The sequence below is a fragment of the Kitasatospora phosalacinea genome, assembly GCF_000716545.1.
Taxonomy (GTDB): Bacteria; Actinomycetota; Actinomycetes; order Streptomycetales; family Streptomycetaceae; genus Kitasatospora; species Kitasatospora phosalacinea.
In genome coordinates this window covers 78,170-98,157 of sequence record NZ_JNWZ01000011.1, presented here as the reverse complement: position 1 = coordinate 98,157, position 19,988 = coordinate 78,170, and the positions used below count along the sequence as shown (strand labels likewise).

Sequence of the window (19,988 nt, the reverse complement as noted above, 5' to 3'; positions counted from 1 at the left end):
ATGACTTCCGTAGCGCGGACCCTTCCGACCTCCCTGCGGCCGCCGTCGGCGCGGCTCGCCCTGCCGCCGCTGGTGGCGCTGAGCCTGGGGCACTTCCTGGTGATGCTGGACGTCACGGTGGTGAACGTGGCGGTGCCGGGCGTGCGGGCCTCGCTGGGGGTGGGGGCGGCCGCGCTGCAGTGGGCGGTGGACGGCTACAGCACGGTGTTCGCGGCGCTGCTGCTGCTCGGCGGCGGGCTCGGGGACGGGTTCGGGCACCGGCGGCTGTACCTGACGGGGCTCGGGCTGTTCGCGGCGGCTTCGGCGCTCTGTGCGGCGGCCGGATCGGGGGCGGTGCTGGTCGGGGCCCGGCTGGGGCAGGGGGCGGGGGCGGCGCTGCTGGTGCCGGCCTCGTTCGCGCTGCTGCGGGCGGCGTACCCGGACGGCGCGCTGCGGGCCCGGGCGGTGGGGGTGTGGGGCCTGGTCTCGGCGGTGGCGTTCGGCGCGGGCCCGGCGGTGGGCGGGCTGCTGGTGGCCGGGCTGGGCTGGCGGTGGGTGTTCTGGGTGAACCTGCCGGTGGCGGCGCTGGCGGCGGTGCTGACCCGCCGGTACGTCCGGGCCGCGGTTCCGCCGGCGGCCCGGCGGCGGGGTGATCCGCTGGGCCAACTGCTGGGCGTGGTGGGCCTGGTGGGCCTGGTCGGGGGAGTGAACGAGGCGGGCGCGCGGGGCTGGGGCTCGCCGTGGGTGTGGGCCGCGTTCGCGGTCGGCGCCGCGTCGCTGGCCGGGTTCGTCCGGGTGGAGCTGCGGCTGGAGCGGCGATCGGCGCGGCGGCCGGGCGCCCGGGTGCCGCTGCTGCCGCCCGCGCTGCTGCGGGACGGGCGGCTCGCGGTGGTGGTCGCGGTCGGGCTGCTGCTCAGCCTGGGGTACTACGGGATGCTGTACGTGCTGACGCTGCACTTCCAACAGGTGCTGCACTACGGCGCGTTGGGGGCGGGGCTGGCGCTGCTGCCGTCGGTGGGGATGGGCCTGCCCGCGGCTCCGCTGTCGAGCCGGCTGGCGGCTCGGTACGGCCCGTACCGGCCGATGGCGGGTGCGCTGCTGCTGGGGGCGGCGGGGTTCCTGGGCTGGCTGGCGGCGGGGCCGGACACCCCGTACCCGGTGCTGCTGTTCGCGTTGGCGGCGACCGGTCTGGCGACGCCGCTGACGGTGGTGGCGGCCACCGTCGCGGTGCTGGAGGCGGCTCCGCCGGCCGCGGCGGGGACGGCCTCGGCGGTGTTCAACGTCTCGCGGCAGGTGGGCAGTTCGCTCGGCGTGGCGCTGTTCGGCACCCTGACGGGCGTGCTGGGCCCGGTGCCCGGCCTGCACGTCTCGGCGCTGGTCGCGGCGGGTGCCTTCCTGCTGGGGGCGCTGCTCGTGCTCCGCCTCCTGCGGCGCGGCCGGGCGGTCTCGTCCTAGGAGGCCGGGCGGCGGCGGGGGCAGTGCGCCGGGTGCCCCCGCCGCCGGGCTTCAGGCCTGCCGGGTGGCGGCGTAGCGGGCGCTGACGTCCTGCCAGTTGACGACGGACCAGAGCCGGTCGACGTAGTCGGGGCGGACGTTCTTGTACTGCAGGTAGTAGGCGTGCTCCCAGGCGTCGAAGGCGAGCAGCGGGACGCTGCCCTGGCCGACGTTGCCGTGGTGGTCGTAGACCTGCTCGACGATCAGGCGCCCGCCGAGCGGCTCCCAGGAGAGGACGCCCCAGCCGGAGCCCTGGACGCCGACGGTGGCGGCGGTGAGCTGCTTCTGGAACGCCTCGAAGGAGCCGAAGTGCTCGGTGATGGCGTCGGCGAGGGCGCCGTCGGGGCGGTCGCCGCCGTCGGGGGAGAGGTTCTGCCAGAACAGCGAGTGCAGGACGTGGCCGGAGAGGTGGAAGGCCAGCGTCTTCTGCAGGCCGACCAGGGAGCCGAACTGCTCCTTGTCACGGGCCTCGGCGAGCTGGTCGAGCGTCGAGTTGGCGCCGTTGACGTACGCCAGGTGGTGCTTGGAGTGGTGCAGTTCGAGGATCTCGGCGGACATCGCCCGTTCCAGGGCGGAGTAGTCGTACGGCAGGTCAGGCAGCGTGTAGGCACCCATGGCGGAGCGGCCCTTCTGGTTCGACGGAGGGTCAGTTGCGACTGCCACCTTATTGCAAAGCTATTGCAAGAGCACTGATGGGGCATTAAGTCTCGGTGTCACGGCACGACGGAGGCCCGCCCGGTGGGACCGGACGGGCCTCCGTCGAACCGCGGCGGGTCAGGACTGCCCGGCGTACGCCTCCTCGCGCAGCCGGTCCTCGGACGCGCCGCGCCGCCAGTAGCCGGAGAACGCCACCGCCCGCCGGTCGACGCCGCGTTCGCGCACCAGGTGCCGGCGCAGCTCCTTGACGGTGCCGGACTCGCCGGCGATCCACGCGTACGGGGCGCCGTCGGGCAGTCCGGCCGCGCGCAGGGCGGGCAGCAGGCCGGAGGGCGCGCCGGGGGCGCGGACCAGCCAGGTGATGTCCGCGCCCCCGGGGGCGGGCAGGTCCTGGATGTCGGCGGCGTCCGGCACCTCGATCCAGGCCAGCGTCCGGGTGCCGGCCGGCAGCCACTCCAGGATGCCGCCGACCGCGGGCAGCGCGGTCTCGTCGGCCAGCAGCAGTACGAAGCCGGCGTCCGCGGGCGGCCGGAACGCCACCGAGCGGTTGTCGGCGACGGCCGGACCGAGCAGCACCACCCGCGCGCCGGGCCCGGCCGTCGAGGCCCAGGTGGTGGCCGGTCCGGCGTCCGCGCCGGTGCCGTGCAGCGCGAAGTCGACGTCCACCTCGGGCGGTTCGGCCCGCTGCGCGCGGATCGTGTACGAGCGCATCACGGCCCGCTCGTGGGCCGGTAGCGCCCGCCAGGCGGCGAACCAGCCCTCGCCCTGCGCGTACGGGAGGTTCGGCTCTGCCTGCCCGGGTCGCGGCAGGAAGAGCGAGAAGGACTGGTCGCGGCCGCCGCTCGCGAAGCCGCGCAGCGCCTCGCCGCCGAAGGTGACCCGCAGCAGGGTCGGGCCGAGTCGGCGGGTGCGCACCACGTGCGCCGGGAAGAAGTCGTACTCCTGGGCCTGGCCGGTCATCGGGCGGTCCTTCAGCTCAGCTTGCGGGACTTCTGGATCGCGGCGGTCAGCCGCTCGATCAGCGGGGCGAACCCGGCGTACGAGAAGCGCGGCACCGCGTCCCAGGGGGTGATCTGCTCGGCCTTGACGGCGGCCAGCTGGCCCCAGGCGGGCTTGGCGGCCAGGTCCTTGGGCTGGAGGGCGGTGGAGCGCTGGTCGAGCAGCAGCAGGTCGGCCGGGTACTTGCCGGCGTTCTCCCAGCTCAGGCCCTCGTAGTAGTCGCCGCCGTCGGTCTTCTCCGGCTGGATGAACTCCACGCCCAGTTCGGCGAAGTAGATCAGGTCGCAGGAGATCTTCGGGTTGGAGACGTAGAACAGGTCGGCGCTGCCGGAGCAGGCCATCACCTTGACGCCCCCGGCCGCCTTGACCGCCTGCCGCAGCTCCTCGGACGCCTTCTCGAAGCGGGCCTTGGCGTCGACCACCTTCGGCGCCCTCAGGTCCGCGCCCAGCGACTCGGCGAGCTTGGCGTAGTGCTCGATCGGCTGGGTGATGGTGACCCGGCCGGTGGAGATCAGCACCTGCGGGGCGAGCGGCAGGATCTTGTCCTTGGACTCGTCCGGCACGTACCAGTACGCGCCCGGGTCGTACATGTGGGTCACCAGCAGCTCGGGGCGCAGCGCCGCGTACTTCTCGATCGAGAACTCGCCCCAGGCGTTGCCGATGACCTCGATCCTGTTCACGTCGAGGCTGCCGGCCTGCGGGTCGGCCTTGCCGTCGGCGGCCTTGGTCTCGCCGAAGACGCCGACCAGTTGCTCGTCCAGGCCGAAGTCGGCGAGCGCGGCGGCGGCGCCGGTGAAGGCCACCACGCGGGACGGGACGCCCTTGGCGGTGACGGCCTGCGGGCGGTCGTCGGTGAAGGTCCACGGGCCGCCGCCCGCCGCGTCCCCGGACCCGCCGGACGCCTTGCCGCCGGAGGAGCCGCAGGCGGCGAGCACCGCGCCGAGGGCGGTGGCTCCGCCCGCGGCGAGCAGGCCGCGACGGGTCAGGCGGGGGGAAGACGGCATGGCGGTACCTCGGTTCGGGCGCTTCGGGGCAGGGGGGAACCGCACGCCGGTGGGAGTGCCGGAGTGCGGTACCCGGCGGTAGCCGCCGGGCTTACGTAGGTTAACCTAACCTAAGTTGCGGTACGGAGGCCCCCGGGCCCGCCGACCCGTCCCCGACCCACCCGGAGCACCCTTGAGCACCACCGGCTCCCTCCCGATACCCGGCGCCGCCACCGCCCGCCGCGGCTCGCCCCGCGCGCTCGGCCTGGCCGCCGGGCTGCTCGTGCTGCTCGCCGTCCTGGTGCTCAGCCTCGGCCTCGGCGCCAGACAGCTGAGCCCTGCCGAGGTCTGGCACGGACTCCTCGACCCGGACGCCCCCGGCTACACCGCCGTCCACGAGATGCGGCTGCCCCGCACCCTGCTCGGACTGCTCGCCGGCACCGCGCTCGGCCTGGCCGGCGGCGTCATGCAGGCCCTCACCCGCAACCCGCTCGCCGACCCCGGCCTGCTCGGCATCAACGCCGGCGCCGCCGCCGCCGTCGCCACCGCGGCCGCCGTCCTCGGCGTCACCTCCTTCACCGGCTACGTCTGGTGGGCCCTGGCCGGCGCCGCCCTGGTCTCCGTCCTGGTGTACGCCGTCGGCGGCGGACGCGGCGCCACCCCCGCCCGGCTCGCCCTGGCCGGCGCCGCGCTCAACGCCACCCTCTACTCGTACGTCAGCGCGGTGATGCTGCTGGACACCGCCTCGCTCGACAAGATGCGCTTCTGGACGGTCGGCTCGCTCGCCGGCGCGCAGACCTCCACGGTGCTCGGCGTCCTGCCGTTCGTCGCCGCCGGCGCGCTGCTCGCGCTCGGCCTGGCCCGCCCGCTCAACGCGCTCGCGCTCGGCGACGACGCGGCGAGGGCCCTCGGGGCCAGGCCGGCCGCGATCCGGGCCGCCGCGATCGCCGCCGTCACCCTGCTGTGCGGCGCGGCCACCGCCGCCTGCGGCCCGATCGTCTTCGTCGGCCTGATGGTCCCGCACCTGGTCCGCGCCCTCACCGGCCCCGACCTGCGCTGGCTCCTCCCGTACTGCGCCGTCCTGGCCCCCGTCCTGCTGCTCGGCGCCGACGTCCTCGGCCGCGTCCTGGGCCGCCCCGGCGAACTCCAGGTCGGCATCGTCACGGCCGTCCTCGGCGGCCCGTTCTTCCTGTACTTCGCACGACGGGGGAAGGCCCGCGCATGATGACGACGACGACACGAGGCCCGCGGCCCGCCGCCCGCGCCGGGGAGGTGGGGGCGTGAGGACGCTGCGGGTGGCGCGGTTCTCGGTGCGGTACCGGCCCCGGGGGCTGGCGGTGGGGGCGGGGGCGCTGCTGGTGGCGGTCGGGGTCGGGGTGCTCGCGCTCGGGCGGGGGGACTTCCCGATCGCGCCGGGGGACGTGGTGCGGACGCTGTTCGGCGGCGGGGACGCCGCGCAGGACTACATCGTCAACCAGCTGCGGCTGCCCCGGGTGGCCACCGCGCTGCTGGTCGGCGCGGCGCTGGCGCTCGCGGGGGCGCTGTTCCAGACGCTGGTGCGCAACCCGCTGGGCAGCCCGGACATCCTCGGCTTCACCCAGGGCGCGGCCACCGGCGCGCTGCTGGTGGTGGTGGCCGGCGGCTCCAGCGCCGCGCTGGCGGGCGGCGCGGTGGCGGGCGGCCTGGCCACCGGCACGCTGATCTACGCGCTGGCCTGGCGCGGCGGGGTGCAGGGCGCCCGGCTGGTGCTGGTCGGCATCGGGACGGCGGCGATCCTCACCGGCGTCAACGGCTACCTGCTGACCCGCACCCAGCTGATGGACGCCGCCCGCGCGGTGCTCTGGCTCACCGGCAGCCTGGACGGCCGGGGCTGGGACCAGGCCCGCCCGCTGGCGGTCGCGCTGGCCGTGCTCGTCCCGCTGGTGCTGCTGGTGTGCGGCCCGGCGCTGCGCGCCCTGGAACTGGGCGACGACGCGGCGAGCGGGCTGGGCGTGCGCCCCGAGCGGCTGCGGATCGCGCTGCTGGGCGCGGCCGTGCTGCTCGCCTCGCTGGCCGCGGCGGCCGCCGGGCCGGTCAACTTCCTGGCCCTGACCGCCCCCCAGCTGGCCCGCCGGATCACCCGCTCACCGGGCCCGAACCTGGCCGCGTCCATGTGCACCGGTGCCGCGCTGCTGGTCACCGCGGACTTCGCCGCCCAACACCTGTTCGGCGAGCGCCAGTTGCCGGTCGGCGTGGTCACCGGCGTCCTGGGCGGCGGCTACCTGGTCTGGCTGCTCGCCACCCAGCGCCGGGCCGGCCGCCTGTGACCGGCCCCGACCCGTCCGCGCACCCGTCCGCGCCCCCGCCCGTCCCGTCGTCCCGAACGGAGCCCCCGATGGCCCAGCCCGCGTCGCGCCTGGCCGGCCGCGACCTGACCCTCGCCTACGACAAGCGCACCATCGCCGAGGGCCTGACCGTCGACGTCCCCGACCACTCCTTCACCGTGGTGGTCGGCCCGAACGCCTGCGGCAAGTCCACCCTGCTGCGCGCGCTGTCCCGCACCCTCAAGCCGGTCGCCGGGCAGGTGCTGCTGGACGGGCGGTCGATCGCCACGCTGCCCGCCAAGCAGGTCGCCCGGACGCTGGGCCTGCTCCCGCAGTCGTCGATCGCCCCGGACGGCATCACCGTCGCCGAGCTGGTCTCCCGCGGCCGCTACCCGCACCAGGGCGTGCTGCGCCAGTGGTCGACCGAGGACGAGCGGGTGGTCGCCGAGGCGATGGCCGACACCGGTGTCGCGGAACTCGCCGACCGGCCGGTGGACGAACTCTCCGGCGGCCAGCGCCAGCGGGTCTGGATCGCCATGGCGCTGGCCCAGCAGACCCCGCTGCTGCTGCTCGACGAGCCCACCACCTACCTGGACATCGCGCACCAGGTCGAGGTCCTGGACCTGTGCGCCCGCCTGCACCGGGAGCAGGGCCGCACCCTGGTCGCCGTCCTGCACGACCTCAACCAGGCCGCCCGCTACGCCACCCACCTGGTCGCCCTGCGCGACGGGAAGCTGGTCGCGGCCGGCCCGCCCGGGGACGTGGTCACCGCCGAACTGGTCGAGGAGGTCTTCCGGCTGCCCTGCCGGGTCATCCCCGACCCGGAGACCGGCACCCCCCTGGTCGTGCCCGCCGCCAACCGCCGCGTCCCCGCCGGGGCCTGAGCCCGCGCGCCCGGGCCCGGGCGCGAGACCCGCCGCCGGAAAGGCTCGGGTTCCCGCGGGTTCGGTCGGATACTGGCGGTATGCGTGCCAATGCGGAGAACCCCGAGAACCCCGAGTACCCCGAGGACGTCGACGAGCAGTCCCCGACCGTGCTGGAGGCCGCCGACGAGGAGCGGGCGGCGGCCGAGCCGGAGGTGGACGACCTGGAGGTGTTGCGGCAGCAGCGCGAGCGGGGCACCGATCCCGCGGACGAGGGCGACGCGGTGGAGCAGGTCCGGGAGGTCGCGCTGGAGGACGAGGACTACCGCGAGTAGCCCCCCGACCGGCCCGCCGGTCAGATCGCCTGGCGGCGCTTGAGCCAGGCGAAGGCGGCCCAGCCCGGCAGCACCGGCAGGATGAAGGTGAGCAGCCGGAACAGCAGCACGGAGGCCTGCGCGCCGTCCTGGCCGACGCCGCTGGTCAGCGACAGCAGGGTGGGCATCAGCAGGTCGACCCCGCCCACGCCGCCGGGCGTCGGCAGCACGTTGCCCGCCGCGTTGCCGGCCAGGAAGGTCATCGCGACGGCGTTGAACCCCGGGTGCTGGCCGGCCGCGCGGGTGCAGCAGTACAGGCACAGCACGAAGCACATCGACACCAGCAGCTGCCCGGCCACGCCGGTGGCGAGCCGGCCGGGCCGCTGGGCCAGGTCGAGCAGCCGGGGCAGCACCTCGGCGCGCAGCGGCCGCAGCAGGGTCTGGGCGCGCCGCCGCAGCGAGGGCACCGCGGCGACCGACACCGCGATGACGGCGGTGACCGCGCCGGCCAGCCAGAGCACCCAGCCGCTGGTCAGCGGGGAGGACGACTCGCCGGCCCCGGCGGTGTCCACGCCGACCAGGGCGCTGAACACGGCGAGCTGCAGCATGTGCAGGAGCAGGCCGAACAGCTGGCTGACGCCGATGCTGGACATCGCCTGCGCGGTGGGGACGCCGGCGCACTGCAGGTAGCGGGTGTTCAGGGCGAGCCCGCCGACGCCGCCGGGAGCGACCACCTTGACGAAGGAGCCGGCCACCTGGGCGGCCAGGGTGGAGCGGAAGGACAGCTTCTCGGGGACGAAGCCGCTGAACGCGAAGCTCGCCACCGGGTAGCTGACCGCGGCCCACAGCACCGCGCCGGCCAGCCACAGCGGGTCGGCCCCGGAGACCACCGCGACCGGGTTGGGAAGTTGCAGCAGCGCGTACCCGACCGCGACGCAGGCCACGATGGTGAGCAGGGTGCGCGGGCGCAGCCGTTCCAGCCGGACGGGGACGGCGGTGGCCTGCGGCGTCCGCCGCTGCACCTCGGCGCGCAGGTCGGCGGCCAGCTCCTTGTGCCGGGCGAGCGCGGCCCGGGTGCGGCGGGCCAGCGCGATCGGTTGCAGCAGCGGCAGCGCGGCGCTGACCGGTCCGGGCCCGAGCACCTCGACCGCGGCCCGCACCGCCCGCGCGGGCCCGGCGTACAGGGCGAGGACGGCGAGCAGCCCGGCGACGTCCAGGCGCAGCAGCAGTTCGCTCGCGGCGATCTCGCCGCGGGCCAGGCCGACCAGGTGGACCTTGCCCTCGGCGTCCAGCAGCACGGTGTTCGGCGCCAGCGAGCGGTGGGCGATCCGGCGGCGCTGCAACAGGGCCAACTGCTGCCAGGCGTCGCGCAGTTCGGCGTCGGTGGGGACGGCGGCGGCCTCGCCGTCCGGGTGGGGCGGCTCGTCGAAGAGCTCGCCGAACGGCCGGGCGTCGATCCGCCGGTAGGCCACCAGGGCGGCGTCCGGGCCGAGCTCGGCCACCGCGACGGGGGCGCGGGTGCGGGCCCCGGCGGCGGACGCGGCGTGGCCGAGCAGGGTCTGGTGCTCCAGGCCGGTGCGCAGCGGGTGCAGGCCGAGCGGGCGGGGCGCGGTGCGCAGTCGCAGCGCCAGCCACAGGTGGCCGAGCAGCCCGCTGGCCTGCGCGTACCGGTCGAGCAGGTGGACGTCCAGGTCGGGGCGGCCGTCGTGCTGGGTGACCAGGTAGCGGCCGCTGCCGAGCATGAGCACCGCGTCCGGGCGGACGCCGGAGCCGGCCAGGGCGGCGGCGATCTGCTCCTCGGTGGGTTCGCTGACCGGCTCGCCGACGGCGTACCGGGCGGCGTGCGCGGTGGTCCAGCCGAGCAGCAGCGCCAGCACCAGCGACAGCGGGGTGGCGTAGCCGGTGACCAGGCCGGACAGCCCGGACAGGCCCAGCGTGACGCCCAGCGCGGTGCGCCAGCGGCGGCGCCCGGCGGTGCCGAGGGCGGTCATGAAGGCCAGTACCGGCGCGAGGTGCCCGTACACCGGGTCGGTGCGGCCGCCGCCGAGCGGCAGCGGGTGGGTGAGCGCGGTCAAGTCGCCGGCCAGCAGGTCCAGTCCGAGCGAGAGGCCGTACGCGAGGACGGCGGCGAGCACGCCGTCGGCGACCCGGCGGCCCTCCCCGCGCAGCACCCGGTCGACGGCGAAGGCCGGTGGCACGGTGAGCAGCGCGGTGCCGCACAGCGCGGCGGTGAGCTTGGCGGGCGGCCAGGGCAGCAGTTCGACGCCGCGGGCCACGTCGCTGTCCAGGCCGAGCGCGGAGGAGCGGGCGTAGCAGGCCAGCAGCAGCACCAGGGTGATCCAGCCCCCGCCGACGGCCAGCCGGATCAGCGCGGCGGGGTGGCGGACGCGGTCCGCCCGCCGGGTCCGCGTCCGGCGCGGGGGCGGGGTCGTTCGGGATCCCTGGGATTCGTCGGCTTGTATCACCGTGGCCACGCGGCATGGTCCCACACCGCCGTGGCCTCGATCGGACCGTTCCGGCAGGGGCGGTCAGGCGTCCGGGTGTATATCGCCTGATACCGGGCATATCGGTCTGATGGAGGTCCGACGAAGGGAGCCAGGTGATGACCGAGCGCTCGACCGACAGGACGGCCATGCTCCTCCGGGGCGGTGAGGAACTGCTCGCGGAGCGCGGCATGGCGGCCGATCCGACGGCCGTCCCCCCGCGGCTGCACGGCGGGGCGGCCCTCGAAACCCGCGGCGGCCCGCACTACGCGGACGAGGTGTTCAGCCACGGCGGCCGCCGGGCGCCCGCGGCGGCCGGCCCCGCCGAGGGGCCCGCCACCCACGCCGACCTGCCGGGCCACCGGCACCGGGGGGCGGAGCGGCACTCCGCGCACTGAGGGCTGTCCGGGCCCGGGCGGGGGTGGGAGAGTGGGGCCGCAAGCTCCCGCCCCCGCCGAAGGAGTGCCATGGCCGACGCACCCGAATTCGCCTCCCGCGAGGAGTGGCTCGCCTCCCTGCACCGCGTGTACGCCGCCGCGGGCTGCCTGATCACCGACCCCGACGGCCGCGTCCTGATCGTCAAGGCCGGCTACCGCGACGCCTGGCAGTTCGTCGGCGGCACCGTCGACCTCGGCGAGAACCCCCGGCAGTGCGCGACCCGCGAACTCCACGAGGAGACCGGGCTGCGCCGCGAGGCCGGCGAACTCCTGGCCGTCGCCTGGACCAACCCCAGCGGCGAACTCGACCACCCCGCCTGCCACTTCCTCTTCGACCTGGGCGTCTTCCCCGCCGACACCCCCGTCACCCTCCCGCCCGGCGAGCTCGACGCCCACCGCTGGGCCCCCGTCCCCGAGGCGCTCGCCCTCCTCGGACCGGCCCGCGCCCTGCGCCTCGAAGCCGGCCTCGCCGCACGGGCGGACGGCCGCACCCGGATGGTGACGGCGCCGAACTCGGGTTTCTGAGGAGGCCGGGCGTGCGGCCGGGAGCGCTCCGGCCGGTGCGCTCCCGGGCTCCCCGGCGGCCCTACTCCTTGCGCCAGACGTACGCCGCCGAGACCGGGTGGCCGCGGTGCCGCTCCCACTTGGGCTTCAGGGCCGTCCACCGGTCGCCCACGACCTCCTCGCGCATCTCGGCGAGCCGCCAGCCCGCGGCGAGGCCGGCGGTGAGGTGGTCGCTGACCAGGTGGACGTGGGTGGTGATGGCGATCGGACCGTCGGGGCCGTCGTAGTGGGTGGGCATGCCGGCGGCCATGATGAAGGCGGGGTGCAGGCCGACCAGGACGAACAGGCCGCCGGGGCGGACCACGCGGTGCGCCTCGCGGTAGAGCGGGCCGAGGTCGGCGAGGTGCTCGTCGACCAGGGAGCAGGCGGCCAGGTCGTAGCCGCCGGTGGCGAAGCCGGTCGCGGCGAGGTCGCCCTCGACCAGCCGCCGGTGCGCGCCGCGCTCGCGGGCGCGGGCCAGCATCTCGGGGGTGAGGTCGATCCCGTCGACCGCCCCGACGCCGCGCCCGCGCAGCCAGGCGCCGGTGCGGCCGGTGCCGCAGCCGAGGTCGGCGGCGGTGGCGGCGTCGGCCCAGCGCGGGACGGTGAGCCGGGCCAGCACGTCGACGTCCATCGCGTCCTGGACGGTGCTCTCGTAGCTGTCGACCCACCCCGCGTAGCCGGTGCGGACGTCGACGGTGGGGTAACCGCGGGTGTCGAACAGGGAGAAGTTCGTCATGCCGGACAGTCTCGTCCGCGCCCCGCCCGCACGGCGAGCGGTTATCCGAGCAGCCGGGCCCGGACGGCGGCGACGTCCCCGGCGGGCAGCCACCGCTCGGCGTCGAACTCGGCCAGGACCTCGTGCAGGGCCTGCTCGGGGGTGGTGTCGGCGTCGGCGAGGACGCGGGCGATGCCGGCCTCCTCCCCGGAGCGGTCCAGGATGGCCCACAGCGGGCGCAGGTTGGCGGCGGAGAGCAGGTAGTCCTCGGCGATCGCGGCGGGGGTGACCCCGGCGAGGGCGAGCAGGACCAGGGCGGCCAGGCCGGTGCGGTCGCGGCCGGCCCCGCAGTGCACCACGACGGCGCCGGGGCGGGCCCGGGCGACGGCGGCGACCAGGTCGGCGACGGCCTGCCGGCAGTGGTCGAGGTAGGGGCGGAAGGACAGCGGGGTGCCGTCCAGACCGCCGAACCGGGCCCACCAGTCGGGCCCGGCCAGGGCGTCGAGCGGGACGCGGACCAGGTCGACGTCGTCGGGCGCGGGCAGCAGCGGCCGGTACTCGGCGGCGTCGCGCAGGTCGACGACGGTGCGCACGCCGTACGCGACCAGGGAGTTCTGGCCCTCGGCGGTGAGCCGGTCGAGGTTGTCGGCGCGGACGACCGCGCCGGTGCGGGTGCGCCGGCCGTCGAGGGTGGGCAGCAGACCGAGGTCGCGGACGTTCAGGCAGCCGTCCCAGTCGAGCCGGCGTTCCTCGTGCGGTACCGCCGTGGTCCCCGTCGTCATGTCAGCCCCCGCTGTGCGCGCCCCGTGTCGTCCCGGCGGTGCGCCCGGCGCACCGCCACTGACAGGGACTCAGTCGGCGCCGGGATGGTTCCCGTCGGCGGCGTGCCGGAACTCCCACAGCGTCCGGCCGAGCGTGTCGAGCACCCGTACGGTGCGGAACCTGGCGTCCCGGGCGGACAGGAAGCCGCGGGCGGCGCCGGCCAGGACGGCGTGCGCGGCCGGGTCGTGCCGGCTCCACGCGCCGTGCAGCTCCAGGGCGCCGCCGACGAGTTCGGCGCGCTGGATGCGGGCGACGGCGGCCGCGGCGAGGGCGCCGTTGACGCCGTCGAGCTCGGCCTGGCCGAGGTAGTGCTCGCGGTCCTCGGCGCGCAGCCGGCGGCGCAGCTCGGGCAGCGCGTAGCCGCGGACGGCGGCCACCGAGTCCTCGACGGCGATCAGCCAGCGCGGCCCGGGCGCGACCTCCCACCAGACCTCGCCGCCGACCGGCAGCAGTTCGCCGATCGGGGAGTGCCAGCGCTCCAACCCGGTGGGGGAGTTGGCGTCGGGCCGGATGCTGCGCCGGTCCCAGGCGGACTTGTCGGTGACGGAGAGGTAGACGGTGTACCTGACCCGCCCGCCGTCGGGCTCCGACCGCACGCCGAGCACCGCCCAGCGGTCCCGGTCGGGCAGCGAGAAGGAGTGCCGCCAGCCCCGGAAGCCGAGCCGCCGCAGCGCGGGCGCGAAGTGGTCGCGGATCCCCGCGGTGTAGAGCTCCTGGGCGGTGCGCATGACGGCTCCGGCCTCCTCGTCCGATGGATGGCACGTGGGCGAATTGCCCCGTATTTGCACGGTATGGCGAGGGAGGGTGGCCGAACCGCGGGCGAAGGACGGCAGTCGGCGGGACGAAGGTCGGGGCGACGCGGGCCCTGCGACCCTGCCCGGCGGCGGGGGCCGGCGCGGCGCCGGCGGGCACCGCTCCCGCACCGGGCCGCCACCGATCGGCCACCGCGCCGTCACGGGCCCGGCGGCGCCCCGGAGGTGGGAGCGTGCCTCCGGATGGCCCATGATGTGGCGGGTGCACAGAGCTGAACACCACGGGGCGGACGACGGGGACCGGCTCGGCCGTCCGAATGCACCGGACCGCCCGCCCGCCCGGCGGGCCGACCTCGCGGAAGCCGTCCGCGCCGCCCGGGACGGTGACGAGGAGGCGTTCCGGGTCCTGTTCCGGGCCGTCCAGCCGGGGCTGCTGCGCTACCTGCGGGTGCTGGTCGGAGGGCGGGCCGAGGACGCCGAGGACATCGCCTCCGAGACCTGGCTGCAGATCGCCCGCGACCTGCCGGGCTTCCGCGGCGACGCGGACGGCTTCCGCGGCTGGGCCGCCACGATCGCCCGCAACCGGGCCATGGACCACCTGCGCCGCCTGCGCCGCCGCCCGGTCGCCGACCTGCCGGTGGAGTACCTGGCCGAGCTGGCCGCCGCCGAGGACACCGAGGGCCAGGTGATGGCCGCCGTCGCCACCTCCGACGCGCTCGCGCTGATCGCCTCGCTGCCGCCCGACCAGGCCGAGGCGGTGCTGCTGCGGGTGGTGCTCGGGCTGGACGCGGAGAGCGCCGCGAAGGTGCTCGGCAAGCGCTCGGGCAGCGTCCGGATGGCCGCCCACCGGGGGCTCAAGCGGCTGGCCAAGATGCTGGAGCAGGGCGGGGGAGCGGTGGCCGGAGCGCCCCGCCGGGGGGCCGGGAAAAGAATTTCCGCGCAGGGTGTGACACCGGCGCAGGTGCCGACGCTGAAGGACATGAGATGAGCACCAACCGATCCCGCCGGATCGATCGCGCCACCGCCGAGCGGCTGCTCGACGGTGTCACGGTCGACCCGGAGGCCGGTCAGGACCCCTCCGCCGGGCAGCAGTCCGCGCCAGGACGGCCGGAGCTCGCCGCCCTGCTCGCCGCCGCTGCGACGAGCCGGGCGGCCGGTGACGGCCCGCTGCCCGGCGAAGAGGGGGCCGTGGCCGCGTTCCGGCAGGCTCGTCGCCAGCCGACCCCCACGCAGCACCGGAGACGGAAGATGGCGGACAGCGCGCTCGCGCGTGCCCTCAGTGCGAAGGCCGTTGCCGTCGCGCTGGGCGTCACCGCCGTGGGCGGCGTCGCGGTCGCGGCCTCCACCGGTCGGCTGCCGGAGGTGCTGGGCGGTCCCGCCCCGGCCCCGTCGGCCACCGGCGCGGCGCCCGCGCCGTCGTCCGCCGGGCCGTCCGCCCCGCCGTCCCCCGCGGGCACCGGCGCCGACCGCACCGGCCGGCCGAGCGCCTCGCCGAGCCGCTCCGGCGGCCCGGCCCGGCCCACCGGGCGGGTCTCCACCGACCCGGCCGGCCTGCCTGACCTGCCGGAGCTCTGCGAGGGCTTCGCCGGGCGGGTCGCGGGCGGCAGCAAGCCCAAGGAGGCCGCCACCGACCCGGCGCTCGCCGAGCTGCTGAAGGCGGCCGGCGCACCGGAGAAGGTGACCGGCTTCTGCGCGCTGCTCGCCGCGCACGGCGGGGACCAGCCGGGCGGGGAGGGCCACGGGAGGTCCACGACCGCCCCGAGCCGGTCCGCCTCGCCGTCACCGTCACCGTCTCCCTCGTCCTCGTCCGGCAGGTGGGGACGCGGGAGCGAGCGGCCGTCCGGCGGGGGGAACGGCCAGGACTGACACCGAACTCCGGTCGGACCGCGGCTCCCCCGGGCCGCGTCCGACCGGCACCGCCTCCGGGCGGCCGGCGGGCCCCTGTACCCGCCGTCCGTCCGGTGCCGACCCCGGACGGACGGCGGGCTCCCCCGGGCCCGCGTCCGACCGGGACAGGCTCCGACCGGCAGAAGACTCCCCCGGGTCCGCCGCCGGTCGGAGAACCCGCTCCGGACGGGCGGCTGGACTCCCCCGGGTCCACCGTCCGTCCGGGGCCCAGCCCACCGGTGCGCCCGAGCCGGTCCGAGCCCAGGAACCACGGTGACCGAAACCCCGCTCGCAGCGCGGCCCACCGACCCGGCCGCTCCGGTGTTCGTCGACGCCAGCGGCCGGCGCCAGCGCCGTTCGCGGCGGCTCGGATGGCTGCTGGCCGTCCCGGCGGTCGGATACCTGGCGCTGGTGGCGAGCAGCGCGCTCGGCGGGCCGTCCTTCGACGCGCCGTTCCTGCCGAAGCCGGCCGCCCCGGCCGGTCCGAGCATCCCGGTCTCCACCGAACCGCCCGCCCCGAGCGCCGGGTCGGCGGCCGACGACCGGCCCACCTCCGGACCCGCCCGGACCACCGCCCCCGCCACCCGGCAGGCCCAGGCCACCGCCGCGCCGCCGGTCGCGGCGAACACCGCGGGCCGGACCGCGGCACCCACCACCGCCGCGCCGCCGGCCGCGGCGACGACCCCCGGCCCGGCGGTCTCGCACGGCAGGCCGAGCGACGCGCCGAGCAACAGCCGGAAGCCCACCAAGAGCCCCTAGCGAGCCCCGATGACCTCCCCCCGGACCTCCCCCCGCCGCGGCGGCCCCGCCCAGCGCGGTCGCCGGGGCCGCCGGGGCGTCGTGCGACAGCCGGCGCCCCGCACCCACTGGCTGCTGCTGACGGCCCTGGTGGTGACCCTGGCCGCGGCCCTGCTGCTGCAGGGCTACACCCGCCACATGTACGGGGCGGCGCCCGACGGCGCCGCCCACCCCGCCGGGCCCGCCTACGCGGTCCCCCCGGAGGCCGCCCACGGCGGACCGGTGATCGACGCCTCCGCGGCGACGCCCCGCACCGCCCGGCCCGCCGAGGGCACCGTCGCGCTGACCTTCGACGACGGCCCCGACCCGGTCTGGACGCCGAAGATCCTGGACGTGCTGAAACAGCAGGGGGTGCACGCCACCTTCTTCGTGGTCGGTACCCAGGTCGCCGACCACCCCGAACTCGCCCGCCGGATCCTCGCCGAGGGGCACCAGCTCGGCATCCACACCTTCACCCACGCGGACCTCGGGCAGGCCGCGCCGTGGCGCCGCTCGCTCGAACTGCGCGAGGCGCAGCTCGCGGTGGCCGGTGCCACCGGCACCACCACCGCGCTGTTGCGGCCCCCGTACTCCTCGTCCAACGACGCGCTCACCGACGCCGACTGGCAGGCCGTCCGGCAGGCCGGGCAGTCCGGTTACCTGACCGTGCTGACCACCCTGGACAGTGAGGACTGGCGGCGCCCTGGCGTCGAGCGGATCGTCGCCGCCGCCACCCCGCAGGGCCCGGCCGGGCAGGTCGTGCTGATGCACGACGCGGGCGGCGACCGCTCGCAGACCGTCACCGCGCTGGCCGAGCTGCTGCCGAAGCTCAAGCAGGCCGGCTACCGGGTCGGCACGGTCTCCGAGACGGCGTCGATCGCCGACACGGCGCGCCCGGCGAGCGGCGCCGAGCACTGGCAGGGCCGGGCGCTGCTGCTCGCCCTGGCCGGCGGCGACGGGGCGGTGGCGGTGCTCGGCTGGCTGCTGTGGGCGGCGGGCGCGATCAGCGTGGTGCGCGCGGCGGTGCTGCTGCTCGCGGCCTGGCGCCACCGGCGCCTGCGCCGCCGCGGCTGGGGCCCGCCGGTCACCGAGCCGGTCACCGTGATCGTGCCCGCGTACAACGAGCGCGCGGGCATCGAGGCGGCGGTGCGCTCACTGCTGGCCTCCGACCACCCGGTGGAGGTGGTCGTGGTCGACGACGGTTCCACGGACGGCACCGCGGACCTGGTGGAGTCGCTCGGCCTGCCCGGCGTCCGGGTGCTCCGGCAGGCCAACGCGGGCAAGCCGGCGGCGCTCAACAACGGTCTGCGGCACGCGAGCTGCGAGCTGGTGGTGATGGTCGACGGGGACACCGTGTTCGAGCCGGACGCCGTCCGGCTGCTGGTGCAGCCGTTCGCCGACCGCCGGGTCGGCGCGGTCTCCGGCAACGCCAAGGTGATCAACCGGGGCGGGCTGCTCGGCCGCTGGCAGCACATCGAGTACGTGGTCGGGTTCAACCTGGACCGCCGCTTCTTCGACCTCGCCCAGTGCATGCCCACCGTCCCCGGCGCGGTCGGCGCGTTCCGCCGTTCGGCCCTGCTGCGGCTCGGCGGCGTCGCCGAGGAGACCCTGGCCGAGGACACCGACCTGACCATGGCGCTGTGCCGGGCCGGCTGGCGGGTGGTCTACGAGGAGCGGGCGGTCGCCTGGACCGAGGCCCCGGCCTCGCTCTCCGCGCTGTGGCGCCAGCGCTACCGCTGGTGCTACGGCACCCTGCAGGCGATGTGGAAGCACCGCCGCTCACTCGCCCAGCGCGGCCAGGCCGGCAAACTGGGCCGCCGGGGGCTGCTCTACCTGCTGATGTTCCAGGTGCTGCTGCCGCTGCTGGCCCCGGCCGTGGACGTGTTCGCGCTCTACGGCTTGTTGTTCCTCGACCCGGCGCGGATCGCCGCGGTCTGGCTGGGCTTCCTGGTGCTGCAGGCGCTGTCGGCCTGCTACGCGTTCCGGCTGGACGGCGAGCGGTTGGGCCCGCTGTGGACGCTGCCGCTCCAGCAGGTCGTCTACCGCCAACTGATGTACCTGGTGGTGATCCAGTCGGTGTGGACCGCGCTGGCCGGCAACCGGCTGCGCTGGCAGCGGATGCAGCGCTACGGCTCGCTCCAGGCCCCGGCGAACCGGAGTTGACGCGATGACCTTCCCCCGCACCTCGCCCGCTGCCGAGCGCGCCGCCCGCCGCGCCGCCCGCCGCACCACCCGCCGCGCCGCGCACGGTCCGCAGGGCTTCTGCCGGGCCCTGCTGGCCGTCGCCCTCGCCGCCCTGGCCGCCGTCCTGCTCGTGCAGCGCCCGTGAACTCCCGTGGGCCCGGCCCGCTATGGTTCACGGGTGCCGGACCGAGGTGATGGGAGTATCCGATGATCGGACGCGCGCTGAACGGCCGCTACGAACTCGGCGAGATCCTCGGCGTCGGCGGCATGGCCACCGTGTACCGCGCAGTGGACCACCAGTTGGGCCGCCCGGTGGCGGTCAAGGTGCTCAACGGCGGCCTGGCCGACGACCCGAGGTTCGCCGAGCGGTTCGCCCGCGAGGCCCGCTCGGCCGCGCTGCTGGCGCACCCCCGGGTGGTCACCGTCTTCGACTCCGGCGTCGACCGGGGCTCCCCGTACCTGGTGATGGAACTGGTGCACGGCGCGACCCTGGGCCGGGTGATCGCCGAGCAGGGCGTGCTGCCGGTGGAGCGCGCCGCGGGCATCGCCGCCGCCGTGCTGGACGCGCTGGCCGCCGCGCACGCCCGGGGACTGGTGCACCGCGACATCAAGCCCGGCAACGTGATGATCACCCAGGACGGCGAGGTCAAGGTCGTCGACTTCGGCATCGCCCGGGCCGGCTCCTCCTCCGGGCAGCAGCTCACCCAGACCGCGTCCGTGCTGGGCACCGCCGCCTACCTCTCCCCGGAGCAGGCCACCGCCGGGGAGGTCGACGGCCGCGCCGACCTGTACGCGGTGGGCTGCGTGCTGTACGAGATGCTGGCCGGCGCGCCGCCGTTCACCGCCGACACCCCCGTCGCGGTGACCTTCAAGCACGTCACCGAGTACCCGGTCCCGGTCTCCGCGCACCGCCCCGACGTGCCGCCCGCGCTGGACGCCGCGATCCTGCGGCTGCTGGCCAAGCACCCGGCCGAGCGCCCCGCCGACGCCAGGGCCGCGGCCGCCGAACTGCTCGCCGCCGTCCCGGCCGCCCCCGCCGACCGCACCGCCCAACTCCTCGGCGCGGCCACCCAGGTGCTGCCGCCCGTCCCCGCCGACGCCTTCCGGGCCGCCCCGCCCCCGCGGCAGCCCTGGACCGAGCCGCAGCGCACCTCGGTGCTGCCGCCGGTGCAGGCCCCGCTGCTGCCCCCGGCCCGCTACGAGGACGAGGAGCCCGCGCCCCGGCGCGGCCGCAACCCGCTGGTGTACGCGGGCGTCGGCGCGGCCGTGATCGCCTGCGTGGCGGGCATCGCCGCGTTCTCGCTCGGCGGCGGCGACGCCGCCCCCGAGGCCCGGCGCACCCCGGCCCCGACGGCCGCCACCACCGCGGCTCCCAGCCCGACGCCCTCCCCGGCCCCCACCCCGCCCCCGTCCGCCACCGCGAAGCCCAGCGCCTCGCCCAAGCCCTCCGCCACCCCCAAGGGCGGTCCCGTGGTCGCCCAACTCACCCAGCTGCGCGCCGAGGTGGCGCAGGCCGACTTCGACCGGGACCGGGACAAGCAGGACGACCTGACCGCCCTGCTCGCCCGGGCCGCCCAGTCCGTCAACGACAGGCAGCCCGCCGACGCCGAGGACTCCCTCAAGGACGCCCAGAAGCTGGTCCGCGACCTCCAGCGCCACAAGGCGGTGGACGCCCCCGTCCTGATCGGCTGGCAGACCCGGATCGCCGCCCTGACCACGGCGGTGCACCTGCAGGCCGCCCAGCAGGACGATTAGGGGCTGTTGCCGAGTGCGGTGATCTGGGAGCATGGTGC

General features: G+C 76.6%; 20 protein-coding genes. 13 read left to right on the top strand and 7 right to left on the bottom strand.

The features are described from left to right. Window positions 1-1,434, top strand: a complete 1,434-nt coding sequence (locus tag OO48_RS07735; protein WP_081951979.1) for an MFS transporter — start codon at window positions 1-3, stop codon at window positions 1,432-1,434. A gap of 51 nt (window positions 1,435-1,485) precedes the next feature. Here OO48_RS07735 and OO48_RS07730 read toward each other — a convergent pair whose 3' ends face one another. The 3 genes from OO48_RS07730 to OO48_RS07720 all read right to left on the bottom strand — a co-directional run bounded on the left by OO48_RS07730 (window position 1,486) and on the right by OO48_RS07720 (window position 4,133). After that, window positions 1,486-2,088: a superoxide dismutase gene (locus tag OO48_RS07730; protein WP_033213618.1), complete on the bottom strand. Its 603-nt coding sequence runs from the start codon at window positions 2,086-2,088 to the stop codon at window positions 1,486-1,488. Between the two features lie 159 nt (window positions 2,089-2,247). Continuing rightward, window positions 2,248-3,090, bottom strand: coding sequence for a siderophore-interacting protein (locus OO48_RS07725; protein WP_033213617.1), 843 nt, complete (start codon window positions 3,088-3,090; stop codon window positions 2,248-2,250). A gap of 11 nt (window positions 3,091-3,101) precedes the next feature. Beyond that, entirely contained in the window at window positions 3,102-4,133 is a 1,032-nt protein-coding gene (locus OO48_RS07720; RefSeq protein WP_033213616.1) for an ABC transporter substrate-binding protein, read from the bottom strand. A gap of 172 nt (window positions 4,134-4,305) precedes the next feature. On the opposite strand from OO48_RS07720, the gene OO48_RS07715 reads away from it, so the two are divergent. From OO48_RS07715 to OO48_RS07700, 4 genes are all read left to right on the top strand, one after another. Continuing rightward, the gene (locus tag OO48_RS07715) at window positions 4,306-5,337 is read left to right on the top strand and encodes a FecCD family ABC transporter permease (protein WP_033213615.1); all 1,032 of its coding nucleotides are present in this window, start codon (window positions 4,306-4,308) and stop codon (window positions 5,335-5,337) included. A gap of 55 nt (window positions 5,338-5,392) precedes the next feature. Further along, window positions 5,393-6,418, top strand: a complete 1,026-nt coding sequence (locus tag OO48_RS07710) for a FecCD family ABC transporter permease (protein ID WP_033213614.1) — start codon at window positions 5,393-5,395, stop codon at window positions 6,416-6,418. Window positions 6,419-6,486: 68 nt separating this feature from the next. Continuing rightward, entirely contained in the window at window positions 6,487-7,299 is an 813-nt protein-coding gene (locus OO48_RS07705; protein ID WP_033213613.1) for an ABC transporter ATP-binding protein, read from the top strand. An 80-nt stretch (window positions 7,300-7,379) separates the two neighbouring features. Beyond that, entirely contained in the window at window positions 7,380-7,613 is a 234-nt protein-coding gene (locus OO48_RS07700; RefSeq protein WP_033213612.1) for a hypothetical protein, read from the top strand. Window positions 7,614-7,633: 20 nt separating this feature from the next. Here OO48_RS07700 and OO48_RS07695 read toward each other — a convergent pair whose 3' ends face one another. Then, complete coding sequence (locus OO48_RS07695; RefSeq protein WP_051731860.1) at window positions 7,634-10,066, bottom strand: lysylphosphatidylglycerol synthase transmembrane domain-containing protein; 2,433 nt, start codon at window positions 10,064-10,066, stop codon at window positions 7,634-7,636. 128 nt (window positions 10,067-10,194) lie between these two features. Here OO48_RS07695 and OO48_RS07690 point away from each other — a divergent pair, with 128 nt between their 5' ends. Together OO48_RS07690 and OO48_RS07685 are read left to right on the top strand one after the other, a co-directional pair. Continuing rightward, window positions 10,195-10,473 carry a hypothetical protein gene (locus OO48_RS07690; RefSeq protein ID WP_033213611.1) on the top strand — a complete coding sequence of 93 codons (279 nt, stop codon included), beginning with the start codon at window positions 10,195-10,197 and terminating at the stop codon, window positions 10,471-10,473. A gap of 69 nt (window positions 10,474-10,542) precedes the next feature. Further along, complete coding sequence (locus OO48_RS07685; RefSeq protein WP_033213610.1) at window positions 10,543-11,037, top strand: NUDIX domain-containing protein; 495 nt, start codon at window positions 10,543-10,545, stop codon at window positions 11,035-11,037. 61 nt (window positions 11,038-11,098) lie between these two features. Here OO48_RS07685 and OO48_RS07680 read toward each other — a convergent pair whose 3' ends face one another. From OO48_RS07680 to OO48_RS07670, 3 genes are all read right to left on the bottom strand, one after another. Further along, a complete protein-coding gene (locus tag OO48_RS07680) occupies window positions 11,099-11,794 on the bottom strand; it encodes a class I SAM-dependent DNA methyltransferase (RefSeq protein ID WP_033213609.1) in 696 nt (231 codons plus the stop codon). A 41-nt stretch (window positions 11,795-11,835) separates the two neighbouring features. Beyond that, entirely contained in the window at window positions 11,836-12,555 is a 720-nt protein-coding gene (locus OO48_RS07675) for a tyrosine-protein phosphatase (protein WP_033213608.1), read from the bottom strand. A 69-nt stretch (window positions 12,556-12,624) separates the two neighbouring features. Beyond that, window positions 12,625-13,323 (bottom strand): hypothetical protein, encoded by a 699-nt coding sequence (locus OO48_RS07670; protein ID WP_033213607.1) that lies wholly within the window; start codon window positions 13,321-13,323, stop codon window positions 12,625-12,627. Between the two features lie 277 nt (window positions 13,324-13,600). On the opposite strand from OO48_RS07670, the gene OO48_RS07665 reads away from it, so the two are divergent. The 6 genes from OO48_RS07665 (at window position 13,601) to OO48_RS07645 (ending at window position 19,950) form a co-directional block, all read left to right on the top strand. After that, window positions 13,601-14,335, top strand: a complete 735-nt coding sequence (locus OO48_RS07665) for an RNA polymerase sigma factor (RefSeq protein WP_245194547.1) — start codon at window positions 13,601-13,603, stop codon at window positions 14,333-14,335. Continuing rightward, window positions 14,332-15,213 carry a hypothetical protein gene (locus OO48_RS38120; RefSeq protein ID WP_051731859.1) on the top strand — a complete coding sequence of 294 codons (882 nt, stop codon included), beginning with the start codon at window positions 14,332-14,334 and terminating at the stop codon, window positions 15,211-15,213. The genes OO48_RS07665 and OO48_RS38120 overlap by 4 nt, the downstream gene beginning before the upstream one ends. A 294-nt stretch (window positions 15,214-15,507) precedes the next feature. Continuing rightward, the gene (locus OO48_RS07655) at window positions 15,508-15,993 is read left to right on the top strand and encodes a hypothetical protein (RefSeq protein WP_033213605.1); all 486 of its coding nucleotides are present in this window, start codon (window positions 15,508-15,510) and stop codon (window positions 15,991-15,993) included. 9 nt (window positions 15,994-16,002) lie between these two features. Beyond that, window positions 16,003-18,174 (top strand): bifunctional polysaccharide deacetylase/glycosyltransferase family 2 protein, encoded by a 2,172-nt coding sequence (locus tag OO48_RS07650; RefSeq protein ID WP_081951975.1) that lies wholly within the window; start codon window positions 16,003-16,005, stop codon window positions 18,172-18,174. Window positions 18,175-18,178: 4 nt separating this feature from the next. Beyond that, window positions 18,179-18,340, top strand: a complete 162-nt coding sequence (locus OO48_RS38115; RefSeq protein WP_157845396.1) for a hypothetical protein — start codon at window positions 18,179-18,181, stop codon at window positions 18,338-18,340. 62 nt (window positions 18,341-18,402) lie between these two features. Then, window positions 18,403-19,950 carry a protein kinase domain-containing protein gene (locus tag OO48_RS07645; RefSeq protein ID WP_051731858.1) on the top strand — a complete coding sequence of 516 codons (1,548 nt, stop codon included), beginning with the start codon at window positions 18,403-18,405 and terminating at the stop codon, window positions 19,948-19,950. Window positions 19,951-19,988: the final 38 nt, after the last annotated feature.